This window comes from Lysobacter sp. A421 (assembly GCF_054052145.1).
Genome location: NZ_JBSVRL010000003.1, coordinates 157,295 through 170,126, shown reverse-complemented (window position 1 = coordinate 170,126; position 12,832 = coordinate 157,295). Strand labels below are relative to the sequence as shown.

Annotated in this window: 15 protein-coding genes; 7 read left to right on the top strand and 8 right to left on the bottom strand. The window is 65.3% G+C overall.

Annotated features, from left to right (window positions below; all coding sequences use genetic code 11):
- Nucleotides 1–19: 19 nt before the first annotated feature.
- From ACW7G6_RS10550 to ACW7G6_RS10530, 5 genes are all read left to right on the top strand, one after another.
- Nucleotides 20–1,225: a sensor histidine kinase gene (locus tag ACW7G6_RS10550; RefSeq protein WP_456978633.1), complete on the top strand. Its 1,206-nt coding sequence runs from the start codon at nt 20–22 to the stop codon at nt 1,223–1,225.
- Nucleotides 1,222–1,902 (top strand): response regulator, encoded by a 681-nt coding sequence (locus ACW7G6_RS10545; protein ID WP_456978634.1) that lies wholly within the window; start codon nt 1,222–1,224, stop codon nt 1,900–1,902. Before ACW7G6_RS10550 ends, ACW7G6_RS10545 begins: the two co-directional genes overlap by 4 nt.
- 119 nt (nt 1,903–2,021) lie before the next feature.
- Nucleotides 2,022–3,194, top strand: coding sequence for a polyketide cyclase (locus ACW7G6_RS10540; RefSeq protein ID WP_456998216.1), 1,173 nt, complete (start codon nt 2,022–2,024; stop codon nt 3,192–3,194).
- A gap of 111 nt (nt 3,195–3,305) precedes the next feature.
- Entirely contained in the window at nt 3,306–3,683 is a 378-nt protein-coding gene (locus tag ACW7G6_RS10535) for a DUF423 domain-containing protein (RefSeq protein ID WP_456998215.1), read from the top strand.
- Nucleotide 3,684: 1 nt separating this feature from the next.
- A complete protein-coding gene (locus tag ACW7G6_RS10530) occupies nt 3,685–4,359 on the top strand; it encodes a DNA-3-methyladenine glycosylase family protein (RefSeq protein WP_456998214.1) in 675 nt (224 codons plus the stop codon).
- Nucleotides 4,360–4,375: 16 nt separating this feature from the next.
- Here ACW7G6_RS10530 and ACW7G6_RS10525 read toward each other — a convergent pair whose 3' ends face one another.
- The 3 genes from ACW7G6_RS10525 to ACW7G6_RS10515 form a co-directional block, all read right to left on the bottom strand.
- On the bottom strand, nt 4,376–5,200 hold the full coding sequence (locus ACW7G6_RS10525) for a M15 family metallopeptidase (RefSeq protein WP_456998213.1): 825 nt from the start codon (nt 5,198–5,200) through the stop codon (nt 4,376–4,378).
- Nucleotides 5,201–5,210: 10 nt separating this feature from the next.
- A complete protein-coding gene (locus ACW7G6_RS10520) occupies nt 5,211–5,402 on the bottom strand; it encodes a DUF4177 domain-containing protein (RefSeq protein WP_456978639.1) in 192 nt (63 codons plus the stop codon).
- 113 nt (nt 5,403–5,515) lie between these two features.
- On the bottom strand, nt 5,516–6,451 hold the full coding sequence (locus tag ACW7G6_RS10515; protein ID WP_456998212.1) for a hypothetical protein: 936 nt from the start codon (nt 6,449–6,451) through the stop codon (nt 5,516–5,518).
- A gap of 120 nt (nt 6,452–6,571) precedes the next feature.
- Between ACW7G6_RS10515 and purT the strand changes: the two genes are divergently transcribed.
- Nucleotides 6,572–7,846 carry a formate-dependent phosphoribosylglycinamide formyltransferase gene (gene purT, locus ACW7G6_RS10510; protein WP_456998211.1) on the top strand — a complete coding sequence of 425 codons (1,275 nt, stop codon included), beginning with the start codon at nt 6,572–6,574 and terminating at the stop codon, nt 7,844–7,846.
- A gap of 38 nt (nt 7,847–7,884) precedes the next feature.
- A complete protein-coding gene (locus ACW7G6_RS10505) occupies nt 7,885–8,214 on the top strand; it encodes a hypothetical protein (protein WP_456978642.1) in 330 nt (109 codons plus the stop codon).
- 29 nt (nt 8,215–8,243) lie between these two features.
- On the opposite strand, the gene ACW7G6_RS10500 is transcribed toward ACW7G6_RS10505, so the two are convergent.
- The 5 genes from ACW7G6_RS10500 to ACW7G6_RS10480 form a co-directional block, all read right to left on the bottom strand.
- Complete coding sequence (locus tag ACW7G6_RS10500) at nt 8,244–9,464, bottom strand: endonuclease/exonuclease/phosphatase family protein (protein WP_456978643.1); 1,221 nt, start codon at nt 9,462–9,464, stop codon at nt 8,244–8,246.
- A gap of 95 nt (nt 9,465–9,559) precedes the next feature.
- The gene (locus tag ACW7G6_RS10495; protein WP_456998210.1) at nt 9,560–10,315 is read right to left on the bottom strand and encodes an arginyltransferase; all 756 of its coding nucleotides are present in this window, start codon (nt 10,313–10,315) and stop codon (nt 9,560–9,562) included.
- A 39-nt stretch (nt 10,316–10,354) separates the two neighbouring features.
- The gene (locus ACW7G6_RS10490; RefSeq protein ID WP_456998209.1) at nt 10,355–11,230 is read right to left on the bottom strand and encodes a hypothetical protein; all 876 of its coding nucleotides are present in this window, start codon (nt 11,228–11,230) and stop codon (nt 10,355–10,357) included.
- Nucleotides 11,231–11,240: 10 nt separating this feature from the next.
- Complete coding sequence (tesB, locus tag ACW7G6_RS10485) at nt 11,241–12,137, bottom strand: acyl-CoA thioesterase II (protein ID WP_456998208.1); 897 nt, start codon at nt 12,135–12,137, stop codon at nt 11,241–11,243.
- Between the two features lie 29 nt (nt 12,138–12,166).
- Nucleotides 12,167–12,787 (bottom strand): N-acetylmuramoyl-L-alanine amidase, encoded by a 621-nt coding sequence (locus tag ACW7G6_RS10480; RefSeq protein WP_456998207.1) that lies wholly within the window; start codon nt 12,785–12,787, stop codon nt 12,167–12,169.
- Nucleotides 12,788–12,832 lie beyond the last annotated feature (45 nt).

The window sequence follows — 12,832 nt, the reverse complement described above, 5'->3', positions numbered from 1 at the left end:
ATGCCGGTAGCATGCGGTGATGCTGAGCCGCCTTAACCACAGCCGACTGTTGCGCTTCGCCGGCCTCCTCACGTGGGGCATGGTTGGGCTGTGGCCGATTCAGCTATGGCTGGCTCCGGGCGGGCTGGAATTCCTGCCGGCTGTCAGCGGCCAACCGTTTTACCTGCTGATCGCGCGTTGGGTTGCGTTGTACCTGACTTTCGGCGGCGCGTACTGGTGGCTGACCCGCGACCTGGGGCCGCGCCGCACCGACTATCTGTCCCTTGTCCTGCTGCTGGTGCTGACGATCTGCGCGGTGGGCATCAGTTACCTGTCACGCACCGGTCTGGGCAGTGTCCTGCTGATGGTGGTGGCTGGACTGCTGCCATGGCTGTTATCGCTGCGGGTGGGAGTGGGTTGGCTGGTCGGGGGCAATCTTGCGATCACGCCGGCGTTTGTTGCGTTGGGCATGCCGGTGCTGGTGGCCTTGATGCAGTCGCTGGCCTATATGGGGTTTTCCAGTCTGGTGTTTGTCACCGCGCTGGTGGCCCGCCAACAGGCCCAGGCCCGTGAGGAGCAGCGTCAGCTGAACGCCGAGTTGCATGCCACGCGCCTGCTGTTGGCAGAGAGCGCGCGAATCAATGAGCGCACCCGCATCTCCCGTGAGCTGCATGATTTGCTGGGCCACCATCTGACGGCGCTGAGCCTGAATCTGGAGGTGGCCGGGCATCTGACCGATGGCCGGGCGAAGGAGCACGTCGTCCAGGCCCACACCCTGGCCCGCTTGCTGCTGACGGACGTGCGCGAGGCGGTCAGCCATTTGCGGGTGGAAAAGGCGATCGACCTTGCGCTGACGCTGCGTCCGTTGGCCGAGAACATCTTCACCCCGAAGATCCACATGGATATCGAGGAGCCGCTGACGGTGGACGATCCGGAGCGTGCGCACGTGCTGTTGCGTTGCACCCAGGAGATCATTACCAACGCGGTGCGCCATTCGGCTGCCGGCCATCTGTGGATCCATTTCAGGCGCGAAGATGGATGCATCGTTATGACGGCCCGCGACGATGGGCGAGGTGCCAGCCAGGTTGCCATCGGCAACGGACTGCGGGGTATGCGCGAACGCCTCGCCCAGTGTGGCGGTGATTTGACCATTGAAACCCGGCCACAAGCAGGCTTCCGCCTGCATCTTGTGTTGCCGCTGTCGGCAGACGCCGTGGCGGCTACCCGCGAAGGAGTGAAAGCATGACCCCCAATCCGATCAAACCCCGTCATCCGGACAAGCCGATAACCGTCCTGATCGTCGATGACCAGACCCTGGTTCGCCAGGGGGTGCGGTCGCTGCTGGAACTGGCCGAGGGCATCGAGGTCGTTGCCGAGGCTGGCGACGGCAAGCACGCGGTCGAGCTCATACCGCAGGTCCAGCCCGACGTGGTGCTGATGGACATGAGGATGCCGGTGATGTCGGGGCTGGAGGCGCTGCAGGAGCTGGCCCGCCGGGACCAGCTGCCGCCGACGATCATCCTGACCACGTTTGATGACGACCAGATGGTGCTGGCTGGGATCAAGGCAGGGGCCAAGGGCTACATGCTCAAGGATGTGTCGCTGGAGCAACTGGTGGGAGCGATCCAGACCGTTGCCGGTGGCGGCTCACTGGTCCAGCCGGCAATGAGCCAGCGCCTGCTTTCGGGGCTGGAACACATGCGCAACGAGTTCGTCAGCCTGGATCGGCCCGATCCGTTGACCGAACGCGAGACCGAAATACTGCGATTGATGGCGGGAGGGTTTTCCAACAAGGAGATCGCCAATTCGCTGGGAGTGGCCGAAGGCACCATCAAAAACCACGTCTCCAATATCCTGTCCAAATTGGGTGTGCGCGATCGCACGAGAGCGGTGCTGAAGGCATTTGAGCTGCAGTTGGTGTAAATACCGGACAATTTCGTGATTCTTGTGACCTGGCTGACATGCGACAGACCCGTTTTCCTTGCTAGGATTACGGGTCTGCCCCCCGTCCCATTCCGGGTCTGGCCCTGGAGAGAACCTGTATGACCCGTTTGATCGAATTCCTGATTTCGCTGGCAATCGTGGCCGTGGCGTTCCTCGTCATCGGTTTCTTCCTGCCATCCACCCGTCACATCCAGCAGTCGGTGGAGACCAATCGCAAGATGACGATTGTCTATGACACCCTCAACAGCTTTGCCCGTTTCGACGATTGGAACGTGCTTCCGCTGCGGGATCCGTCGATGGATATCAAGCTTTCCGGCCCGGAAAGCGGGGTTGGCGCGGAGCTGAACTACAGCTCTGATGCGAAGGGCGTGGGAGACGGCAGCTGGAAGCTGGTGGACAGCCAGCCGCGCAAAAGCGTGAGCTTCGAGGTCGTCAACAACGAACCCGGTACCAACAAGCGCACCAGCTACATACTGGAGCCGACCGGACGCAGCAATCGCAACGTCAAGATCACCCAGACCTACGACGTTGATTACGGAATGAACCTGTTTGGCCGCTACGCCGGCATGTATGTCACCAGCGGCATGGGCGACCGCATGAAGATGAGCCTGAACCGGTTCAGCAACATGCTCGCTGCGGTGCCGAACTACGACTATGCAGAGCTCAGCAAGGACAACCCGGAGATGGCTCCGAAGGTGATCGAGCGCCCGGCGGTCAACATGCTGGTAGTCGGTGCGGCCGTGGAGCGTAACAACGAAGTGGTCCAGCGCACGATGAAGAACAACATGCAGTGGATCGAGAAGGTCATGAAGGCCAATAACCTCGAACCCGCAGGTCCGGTGCGCATCATCACCAATGAATTTGGTGCCGAAACCTACGCGTTCGATGTCGCCCAGCCGGTGCGCAAGGCTGGCAGTGGCGCGGACAAGAAGCCGGCTGCCGACGAGACGGACGCTGACGAGACCGCAGACGATGCCGGGGCGGATGCCGCCGATATCGCCGCCGCCAATGCGGCCCCCGGTCCGGTGGTGAAGCTGGACATCAAGTTGGAAGGTCCGGTGACCCAGGTGTTCGAGGAGCCCGCCAGGGTGGCCATGGTTCCGTTTGTCGGTCATATGGCCAACATGCCCAAGGTGCGTGATGCCCTGCGGGCCTGGGTGATGACCGGCGGCGATGAAACCGCCGGGCGTCCGTACGAGGCCTGGATCAACGGTATCGACAAGGGCTTTACCGAGGACGGGGAGTTCGAGGTGTACTGGACGCTGCGCTAAGCAGACGCTGTTACCGGAATTGAGATGCGCCGCGGATCCCGCGGCGCATTTTTTTTGGGTGCTCCGATGGGTAGCCCTGCTATCTTGGACGACCTGTCGCGAGACCATCGAATGATCACGACCGCTGATCCAACCCGGGTCGTCCGGCCCCTGCGGGCACTTGCCGCGCTGGGCGCTGTGCTCGCCGCGGCCTCGGTCGCACTGTTTGCCTATGCCGCCCATTCCGCCGAGCCTGCGGTCCAGGCGAGCCTGCACTCGGCGGCGCTGTTTGCGTTCGGCCACGGCATCGCGCTGGCCGCGCTGGCCCCGGTTGCAAGGCGGCGATTGACAGCGATCGCGCTGGGGATGCTGTTGCTTGGCACGCTGCTGTTTTCCGGCAGCTTGGTGAGTGCGCATGGGTTCGGCACACCGACCTCGCTCGCACCGCTGGGCGGCGGCCTGATGATCCTCGCCTGGTTGCTGTGGGCGGCCGACAGCGTGAGGCGCTGAGATGCCACGGCATTCGCGTGGATTCGATACCGCGGCGGCGCATGCCCACCTGGCCCGGCGCGATCGCAAGCTGGGCAGCTGGATGCGCCGGCTCGGCGTGATCGACCCCGATCCTCGCTGGCGCAAGTCGTTCGACCCGGTCGATGCGCTGGCCCGCGCGATCCTCTACCAGCAGCTCAGCGGCAAGGCTGCGGCGACGATCGTCGGACGGGTCGAGGCGGCGATCGAAAGCGACCGTTTCCACTGCGACACCTTGGGCCGTTGCGACGATCCGACCCTGCGCGCATGCGGGGTGTCCGGCAACAAGGTGCTGGCGTTGCGTGACCTGGCCCTGCGCGAGGCGGCCGGCGAGATTCCGACCCTGCGGCGGATGGCGACGATGGACAATGACGCGATCATCGACGCGCTGGTGCCGGTGCGCGGTATCGGCCGCTGGACCGTGGAAATGATGTTGATGTCCCGTCTTGGTCGCCCCGATGTACTGCCGATCGACGACCTCGGCATCCGCAAGGGCGCCCAGATCGTCGACAAGCTCGAGGTGCTGCCGAAGCCGAAGCAACTCGCGCAACTCGGTGAACGCTGGGGGCCATACCGCAGCTACGCCAGCTTCTACCTGTGGAAGATCGCCGACTTCGCGGTCGAGGCGAAGACGCCGACCAAGCGCTCGCAGGACTGAGCCGGACGCCGTCTGGTCATTCGGTTTCTTGGGGAGCCCAACGCCAGTGCCACGGCTCGTAGACGATGCCGTGGGGATTGTCGCGGGGGTAGCTCATGGCGAAGCCGTGGCTGCCGGCGGTGGCGGTCAGCCAGTCGAACGCGGGCGTCTGTTCGAAGGTCTCCTCGGCCGGCGGTTCGCCCGGGGTGCCGATGTCGAGGGCAAAACCTGAGTGGTGCTCGCTGTAGCCGGGTGCGGCGTTGACACGGAGGATCTCCGGGACTGCCTGTCCGCGCGCGAGTTTTCTCTCGAAGATGCCCAACTGGTAGTCATGGCTGCGATAGCCGGAGATCGCCTCCAGCGCCACGCCTGCCTGTCTGGCGGCCTCACGCAGGTGGGTCCACGCACGGGCGGCGCCGGCGCGCAGCCACAACGGGCGCCGGTAGCGGTCCAGGCCGGCCAGGGTGAGCCAACCGGGCTCGGCCACCAGCGGCAGGCCGGTGCGCTCGCCATAGCCGTCATCCAGGCCGAGTGCGTCCAGCCGTTCACGCAGGCCGTCCAGGGGCAGCTCGTCCGGCTGGAGCCGGCTCGACCAGGTGTGGCCCGGATGGAGCACGCCGCGCTGTTTCGCCAGCACCTCCAGGGCCGCCGTGACGCCGGGCTCCCGGGTCAACCGGGGAATCAATGGCACAAGGCCTTCGGGCAGTTGCGCTGCGAGATAGCGGCCATCGCGTTTGCGCCGCAGTATGTGGTTCGCGCGCGACAGGATGCGGGCATCGTGATTGCTGCGCGCACGCAACAGCCCGCTGGGCCACAGTTCGACCTTCGGGGTGTTGATCAGCAGCTTTGACTGGCCACGCATGTCGGTCAGGTTAGATCGGTGCCGCGGCCGTCCGCTTGAGGATCAAGCGAACCTGGTCGAATGGGTTGACTTGGTTGGCCGCTACCAGTTCCCAGCCTTCCTGGCCCAGGCGGTTGAGCTCTTCTTGCAGGCGCTCGGTCATTGATGGCCCCAACATGCTGGGGTTCATCTCCACTACTTCGTAGATCCACGGTGTGCTCATGGGTTGATTCCCTTGCTGGAAGGCGTGCGGGTGGTGCCGGGCAGTCGGCCAGCCTTGCGAACGCGTCTGGTAAAACATACCCGATCTGCGCGTTGACGCTGCGGCTGGCCTCGTCAGGGCGTGATCCGGTACAGCGGTGCGGGAATGAACTCGCCGGTCGCATACAGGCTGCGGCCATCGGCGGCCCATCCCAGTGCCTCGGCCTGCGGCAACCATGGCAACAGGCTGGTGCGGGGCTGATGGGCCACCGCATCGGCCCAGTCGCCACCCTCGGCACGCGGGTACAGCAGCAGGTAGCGGTAGGTCATCACCGCCAGGGTGGTGCGGTCGGGTGATACCGAGGCAGCGGTGATCTGGCTGCCCAATGGCGTCCGTCCTGCTGCTTCGGCCGGCGTCTGGCCGGTGCGCGTGGCAGAAGGCACCCCCGCCAGCGTGCCGATCCGGGTTGCGGTGAGCAGCTCCCGGTCCGGTGGTTTCAGCGGTAGCACGAACAACTCTGGCGGCTGGCGCTTCTTGGAAACCAGCAGGATTTCGCCGCGCTCGGGATCCACCGTGACCGCCTCGCAATCGGACGGCCCGTCGGGCCAGCGGAACGCGATCGACCAGGCGGGTTTCAGGCGCGCGTTGGTGAGCGTCGCCGGTTCCTCGATCACGTGCAGTTGCAGGCTGTGGCGCAAACCACCGTTGTCGCCGGTGTCGGCGATCAGCAGGTAACGCTTGCCACCGAACTCGAACGCTTCCATGTCCTCCCAGTCGGTCTTGGTCACGCCTTCGATGGTGTAGGTCGCCAGCCGACGGCCGCTGGTGCTCACGGCGAACAGTCGCGCCGGATTGTCACCATCGTCATGCATCCACAACACGTCCGGGTGCAGCGATGAGGCGGCCAGCCCGCTGATCTCATTGAGCTGCATGTCCAGCAGGGCGCCGCTCATGCGCGCTTCGGTGGCATGGGTGGTGGCATCGTCGGAACGCGTGCAAGCCGGGACCACTACCGCCAACAAGGCGGCCATGGTGATTCGCGACAGCAATAACGGCAGGCGAGGGCGCATGCCGGAAGGATCGCATGCGCCTGCCGTTGCAGGAAACGCGGTACCGCGACCGATTGGCGGAAGTTAGACTGCCTCGACACATTGGACAAAATTGTCCCCATCGACCGGTATCACCCATCCATGCCTGAAACCCCGACTGAAACCCAGAGCAAGACCCCGCAGCCCGGTGTCGAAACCGGCTCCGTCAGCCTCGGTACCCCGTTGTCACCGCATGCGTTCCGCGTGTTGCTGCTTGGCTCTGGCGAGCTGGGCAAGGAGCTGGCGATCGAGTTGCAACGCTTTGGCGTGGAGGTGATTGCGGTCGATCGCTATGCCGACGCCCCGGCGATGCAGGTGGCCCACCGCAGCCACGTGATTGACATGCTGGACGGGGCCGCGATCCGCGCCGTGGTCGCCGCGGAGCAGCCACAGCTGATCGTCCCGGAAATCGAGGCCATCGCTACCCAGACCCTGGTCGAGCTTGAGCTCGAGCTCGGCGAGCCCGGTCGGCATCCCGGCGGCCACTCGATGCGGGTGATCCCGACGGCCCGCGCGGCGCGGTTGACCATGGATCGCGAGGGCATCCGACGGCTGGCGGCGGAAGCCCTCGGGGTCGCCACGTCGCCCTACCGCTTCGTCGATACCTTGGCCGACTACCGCGTCGCGGTCGCGCAGATCGGCCTGCCGTGCGTGGTCAAGCCGGTGATGTCCTCGTCAGGCAAGGGCCAATCGCTGGTGCGCGGCCAGGCCGATATCGACAACGCCTGGGAGTACGCCCAAACCGGAGGACGTACTGGCGCGGGGCGCGTGATCGTGGAGGGGTTTGTCGATTTCGAATACGAGATCACCTTGCTGACCGTGCGCCATGCCGGTGGCACCACGTTCTGCGCGCCCATCGGGCACACCCAGGTGGACGGCGATTACCGCGAGAGCTGGCAGCCACAGCCGATGTCGGCGCTGGCGTTGGAGCGTGCGCAGGCGATGGCAAAGGCGGTCAGCGATGACCTCGGTGGCTGGGGCGTGTTTGGCATGGAGTTTTTCATCAAGGGTGATGAGGTCTGGTTCAGCGAGGTTTCCCCGCGTCCGCATGACACCGGGCTGGTGACCCAGATCGGACAGGACCTGAGCGAGTTCGCCCTGCACGCCCGCGCGATCCTGGGGCTGCCAATACCGGTGATCCGCAGTCATCCCGCTTCCGCCTCCTGTGCGGTCCTGGCGCACGGACACGGTGTGCCGGTGTTTCACGGCGTCGATGCGGCCTTGGCCCAGCCCGACACCCAACTGCGCCTGTTCGGCAAGCCGCGAGTCGAGGGCCAGCGCCGGGTCGCGGTGACGCTGGCGCTGGGGGAAGATGTCGAGCAGGCCCGCGAGAAAGCACGCCATGCCGCCGCGCAGCTGCGGGTAGAGCTGCGCTGAGCGACCCCACCATCAACGCACCAGCTACAGGAGTCCCGATGGACGATCACAATGGATATGCCGTGTTCTTCTTTCCACAAGCGCTGGAGGCGCTGGGTGAAGCGATAAAACCCTACCTGGGCGAGGGCAAGGCCGGCGTCCACGTAGTCTGTCGCGAAGTCGATACCGGCGGTTCGATGATCAAGATGACCCTTGACGGGCGCACCAGCGCCGGGGAGTTGATCGAGTTGGAGTTGATGGTGCCTGGCAGCATGGTGCGAATGATCGCATCGGCCCGCAGCGAAGAGGCTTTCGGATTTGGCCCCAGGGTCGCGGTGCCGGTGGCAGTGCCGGCCACCGGGGAAGAAGAGCCGAAGCCTCCGGCCTGAGCCAGGCGGCTTCGGCCCCTTGCGTCGACTTACCGGGGTACGACCACATCCAGCCATACCAGGTGATGGTCGCTTGCCGCGGCGATAGCGCTTCCCGACTCGCCAGTGACGGGCCAGAAAACACCGCCATCGGATATCCGCAGATCCCTTGATGGCAGCACGTAATCCAGTCGAAGGGTGCCTCCCTTGGGTCCGAAGTCACCGGTATGGGTGGCGACATCGCCATTGCGCGGGAGGGCCCGCTCACCCGCCCGTTCGATTGCGCCGTTGCTGCGGGGCACGAAGCTGGCGTTGACCCGGGGGTTGTCCAGCAATTGCGCGATGGCACCAGGTACACCATCGCCATCGACAGGGTCGGCGTTGTAGTCGCCGACGATCACGAACCGTGCATCGCTGACCAGTCCGCCGCAGCGCCCACGGTCGTCGCACAACCATGGCTTGTCGCCCGCGGAGATGTACTCGGCCCATAACCGGATTTCATCGGCATTGCGCAATCCGTTGCGGTTCTCGGGGCCATCGAATACCGGTGGGGTCGGGTGGGCCGCCAGCAGGTGGACGGTGCCCATCGGGGTGGCGATCGGTACATCCCAATGCGACTTGGATGACAGGCGCAACTGCGACCAGACCTGCGGTGGGTACCACGGCTCGCCGCTACGCGGATCACGCGGTGCCCGGGCGTCTGGCATGGCACTCCACTTCAGGTGCTGGAAGCTGCGCACCGCGGCCGGGTCAATCGGGTACCGCGACAACACCAGCATCCCGTACTGACCGGGGTGCAGACCGTAACCCCAGGCGTCGTTGCCGCGGTCACGGCCATTGCCGCCGACCTCGCCGTTGCCGTCCAGGTCCAGTCCGCTGGGTACGCCGGTATTGACCGGGGCGAGATAGCGATAGGGGTAGTGCAGTGGCTCGCCGCCCCCGGGCTGGCCGAGCTCCAGATAATTTTGCTGGAACAGATCGGCCGCTCGTCCGGCCGGGTCGTAGTCGAACTCGTTGAGCAGCACGACGTCGGGGCGCACGCGTTGCAGCACGGCGGCGATCTTGCTGGCGTGTTCGTCGTTGGCCGACAGCTGTTGCACCAGGCCACCAGCGGACTCGCCGTACAGCGAGGTGTTGTAGGTCGCCACGCGCAGGGTGCTGTCGTTCATTGATTCGGTCATGTTGTCAGCCCAGGCGTTCGGGTCGCCGTGGATGGCGACCCGGACGCAGCCGGCCGTGGCAAGGGCCACCAGCACGATGGCGAGGGTCAATGCCCGATCCGATCGACGACGGCGCGGTGATGGGTGGCTGCCAGTAACGTGGCTGCCAGAGAAGCGAGGTAGATGTAATTGGTATCGCGACAGCGTCATTCAGCAGCTCCATCATCATTCAGATCGTGCCAGTTGCGCCCGTCGAACTGCTCCAACGGACGGAACCGGCGCTTGTAGTCCATTTTCGGGTGGGCCGCGATCCAGTAGCCCAGGTACAGATAACGGTGCTGCTGGCTGTGCGCCCATTGCAGTTGCTTGAGTATTGCCAACGTTCCCAGTCCACGCTGGTGTTCCCGCGGATCGTAGAAGGTATACACCGCCGACAACGCGTCCTCGATGACATCGGTCACCGCGACTGCCAGCAGCCGGCCTGGACCGTGTGCTTCCGGCTCGCGCAACTCGATGAAGCGACCGGTGTTCCACAGCCCGCCGAGGAACTGGTCGAACTCGGTGGCACCGTGCCCATCCATGCCTCCGTCCTTGTGGCGCGCGGCAAGGTAACGCTGGTATAGCGCCAGTTGCTCATCGGTGCGCTCGGCTGGCAGCACCCGCATTTCCACTCGCGCGTTGCGCGCCAGACAACGGCGTTGACTGCGATCGGGGCGGAAGCGCTCCACCGGGATTCGCACCGCGACACAGGCTTGGCAACCCTGGCAATGCGGCCGGTAGACGATGCCGCCGGAACGACGAAATCCCCAGCCCAGCGCCATCGGATAGCGCTGGGACAATTGCGGATCGCACGGGTCCAGCACCAGGTCACGGGCAATCCGCTGCGGCCAGTAGCCACAGGGGTGTTCGGCGGTGTGGAACAGCCGCAGGTCGTCGAGGTTCCGGCGTGGATCGTTGCCCATGGCACCAGCATAGCGCTGCCCCCGACCGTAGGGGCAGCTCTAGAACTGCATCAAACCGCGACTTTCGACGTGCTTGATCACGTCGTCCACTTGCCACTGACCATCGTCATGGCGCGAGACCTCCAGCGTCTTGTAGCTGGCCCAGCCCCGGTGGTGATAGGCGGTGATCTGGACCGTGCCGCGGTCCGGTGCCGCCGGCCGGAATACCGCCACATCAAGGATCGTTGCCAGCTGCCCGGAGGCGCGGTGGCGGCTGCCCTGGTCCTCGTCGGCAATCTCGACACATGCCGTGGCCGGCACCAGGGTTGGCTTGGCAGCAGACAGGGAGGCAATGAGGGCGGGTGACGCATCGCCGCCGTCGACTCCCAGGCACGCGACCGGGGTGTCGACGCTGTCCAGCTCGCTGGCGAACACGACGCGGGCAACGGGAGCCAGGGTCGCGGCGATGGAGCCGTCGAACGGAGGGACGGCAAGCTGCGGCTCAACGGCGACGGACGGCGGCGCGGAAGGCTGGTTGATGGTGTGGATCACGCCGGCGACCATCACGGCCGCGATCAACCCGAGCAGGCCCAGCTTGATGCGCATCAGTCGCTTGCGGGCGGGCGTCTTGTGGGCAAGTTGGACGGCGGTGCGGAAGGTCGGCATTGCATAGCCATGCTCGTCGTCGCTGCCGGGGCGGGTGGAGTCGATCAAGCCACCCTGTCGCAACAAGGTGCGCGCCTGGGCCTGCTGGTCGGAGCGTACGACCCACACCGCCGACTCCGGCGCGGATGGGTCGGAATAGCTGAAATGGCGGCGCCGACTGCCCTTGTAGGACCGCCCATTGGTGATACGGACCTCGATGCCCGCTTCGCGCAACAAGGTTGCGACACCTTCGGCGTTCTCCAACCTGGGGCTGCTGAAAACCTTGCGCATCGGCGAACCTTCAGCCCCTGGCCGGGACGTGGGCCGCGGCGGCCGCGTCGGGCACCACGCGGATCAGGCCTTCCTGCGAGGTACTGGCGACCAGCCGGCCGCCGCGATCGAAGATCTGGCCCCGGGCCAACCCGCGCGACCCCTGCGCGCTGGGACTGTCGATCGAGTACAGCAGCCATTCGTCGGCGCGGAATGGCCGGTGGAACCATAGCGCGTGATCCAGCGACGCCATCTGGACGTTGGGCTGGTAGTAACTGATGCCATGCGGAAAAGTCGCCGTGCCCAGCAGTTGGAAGTCGGAGGCATAGGCAAGCAGTGCGTGGTGCAGCTCCGGCGCGTCGCCGACCCGCTCGGTCAGCCGGAACCAGACTTGCTGATGCGGCGGTCGCTTGGGTGGATTGAGCTCGTCGCGCGGGTAGACGTGGCGGAACTCGAATGGCCCCTCCCTCGACAGCCAGCGCTGGATCTTGATCGGCAGGGTCGCCATGACCTTCTCCGGCACGGCAGGCGATGACTCGATGTCCTCGGGCATCGGCACCGATGGCATCGACAACTGGTGCTCGGCGCCCGGTTCCACGTCCTGGAACGAGGCGGCCATGAAGAAGATCACCTGCCCGTGCTGGATCGCGGTGACCCGGCGGACCGAGAAACTGCCGCCATCGCGGGTGCGGTCGATCTGGTAGACGATCGGTGCGTTGATATCGCCGGCGCGCAGGAAGTAGGCATGCAGCGAATGCGCGGCGCGATCATTGATCAAGGTCTCGCGCGCCGCCGACAGCGCCTGCCCCAGTACCTGTCCACCAAACACAAATTTGGTCCCGATGTCGCGGCTCTGGCCACGGAACAGGTTGTCTTCCAGGCGTTCCAGCGAAAGCAGGTCGATCAGCTCGGAAACGGGAGGAGTCATGCAGCAGCGCCGGTACGGGAAGCCGGCAATTATAGCGGGAGCACGTTACCGGAACGGACGGCCCGGCCCGGCAGGCGCTCCAGCGTGGTGGCCTGCAGCAGCTGGTGCCACGGAAAGCGCGGTCCCGGGTCGCGTTTCCGCGGTACCTGCACGCCGGGGTTGTCACTTGCCGCGACCGAGGCGGTGTCGAGGTCTTCATGGCCGGCGATCCATCGCAGCGCGGGGTGGGTAGCGCAAAGCCCGGTCAACAGTTGGATCAATCCGGACAACTGCGCGTCGGTGTACGCCTCGTCCATCGCCTGGTGGCGCGAGTCCAGCCAATCGGGGTAGCGGCCGGTGTTGACCAGTTCGATCCCGATCGAGCGCGGGTTGTAACCCTGGGTATGGTGGGCGACGCGCGTGGTGGCCACGTACTGCTGCACGCTGCCGTCGCGGTCGATATAGAAGTGGCCGCTGTTGCCAGTGCCGGACTGCGGATACAGCACCCGCTCGCCATAGTCACGGGCCATTGCCAGATCGGGCAGCTCGGTGCAGTGGATCACCACCAGGTCAACCTCGCCGCGCGACCGAGCCTCCAGCAGGTCCTGGTATGGCAACGGCCGCACCACGATTGCCGGTGATATGGACGATGGCGGAAACTCGGTCGACATGGCGCGGATGCTAGCATCGCGGACCCCAGCTCCCGTTGCATGCCA

What these genes read in the sequence shown, in the direction of transcription:
- ACW7G6_RS10550 (WP_456978633.1), top strand. Translation starts at nt 20, where the DNA reads ATGCTGAGCCGCCTTAACCACAGCCGACTGTTGCGCTTCGCCGGCCTC.
- ACW7G6_RS10545 (WP_456978634.1), top strand. Translation starts at nt 1,222, where the DNA reads ATGACCCCCAATCCGATCAAACCCCGTCATCCGGACAAGCCGATAACC.
- ACW7G6_RS10540 (WP_456998216.1), top strand. Translation starts at nt 2,022, where the DNA reads ATGACCCGTTTGATCGAATTCCTGATTTCGCTGGCAATCGTGGCCGTG.
- ACW7G6_RS10535 (WP_456998215.1), top strand. Translation starts at nt 3,306, where the DNA reads ATGATCACGACCGCTGATCCAACCCGGGTCGTCCGGCCCCTGCGGGCA.
- ACW7G6_RS10530 (WP_456998214.1), top strand. Translation starts at nt 3,685, where the DNA reads ATGCCACGGCATTCGCGTGGATTCGATACCGCGGCGGCGCATGCCCAC.
- ACW7G6_RS10525 (WP_456998213.1), bottom strand. Translation starts at nt 5,200, where the DNA reads ATGCGTGGCCAGTCAAAGCTGCTGATCAACACCCCGAAGGTCGAACTG.
- ACW7G6_RS10520 (WP_456978639.1), bottom strand. Translation starts at nt 5,402, where the DNA reads ATGAGCACACCGTGGATCTACGAAGTAGTGGAGATGAACCCCAGCATG.
- ACW7G6_RS10515 (WP_456998212.1), bottom strand. Translation starts at nt 6,451, where the DNA reads ATGCGCCCTCGCCTGCCGTTATTGCTGTCGCGAATCACCATGGCCGCC.
- purT (WP_456998211.1), top strand. Translation starts at nt 6,572, where the DNA reads ATGCCTGAAACCCCGACTGAAACCCAGAGCAAGACCCCGCAGCCCGGT.
- ACW7G6_RS10505 (WP_456978642.1), top strand. Translation starts at nt 7,885, where the DNA reads ATGGACGATCACAATGGATATGCCGTGTTCTTCTTTCCACAAGCGCTG.
- ACW7G6_RS10495 (WP_456998210.1), bottom strand. Translation starts at nt 10,315, where the DNA reads ATGGGCAACGATCCACGCCGGAACCTCGACGACCTGCGGCTGTTCCAC.
- ACW7G6_RS10490 (WP_456998209.1), bottom strand. Translation starts at nt 11,230, where the DNA reads ATGCGCAAGGTTTTCAGCAGCCCCAGGTTGGAGAACGCCGAAGGTGTC.
- tesB (WP_456998208.1), bottom strand. Translation starts at nt 12,137, where the DNA reads ATGACTCCTCCCGTTTCCGAGCTGATCGACCTGCTTTCGCTGGAACGC.
- ACW7G6_RS10480 (WP_456998207.1), bottom strand. Translation starts at nt 12,787, where the DNA reads ATGTCGACCGAGTTTCCGCCATCGTCCATATCACCGGCAATCGTGGTG.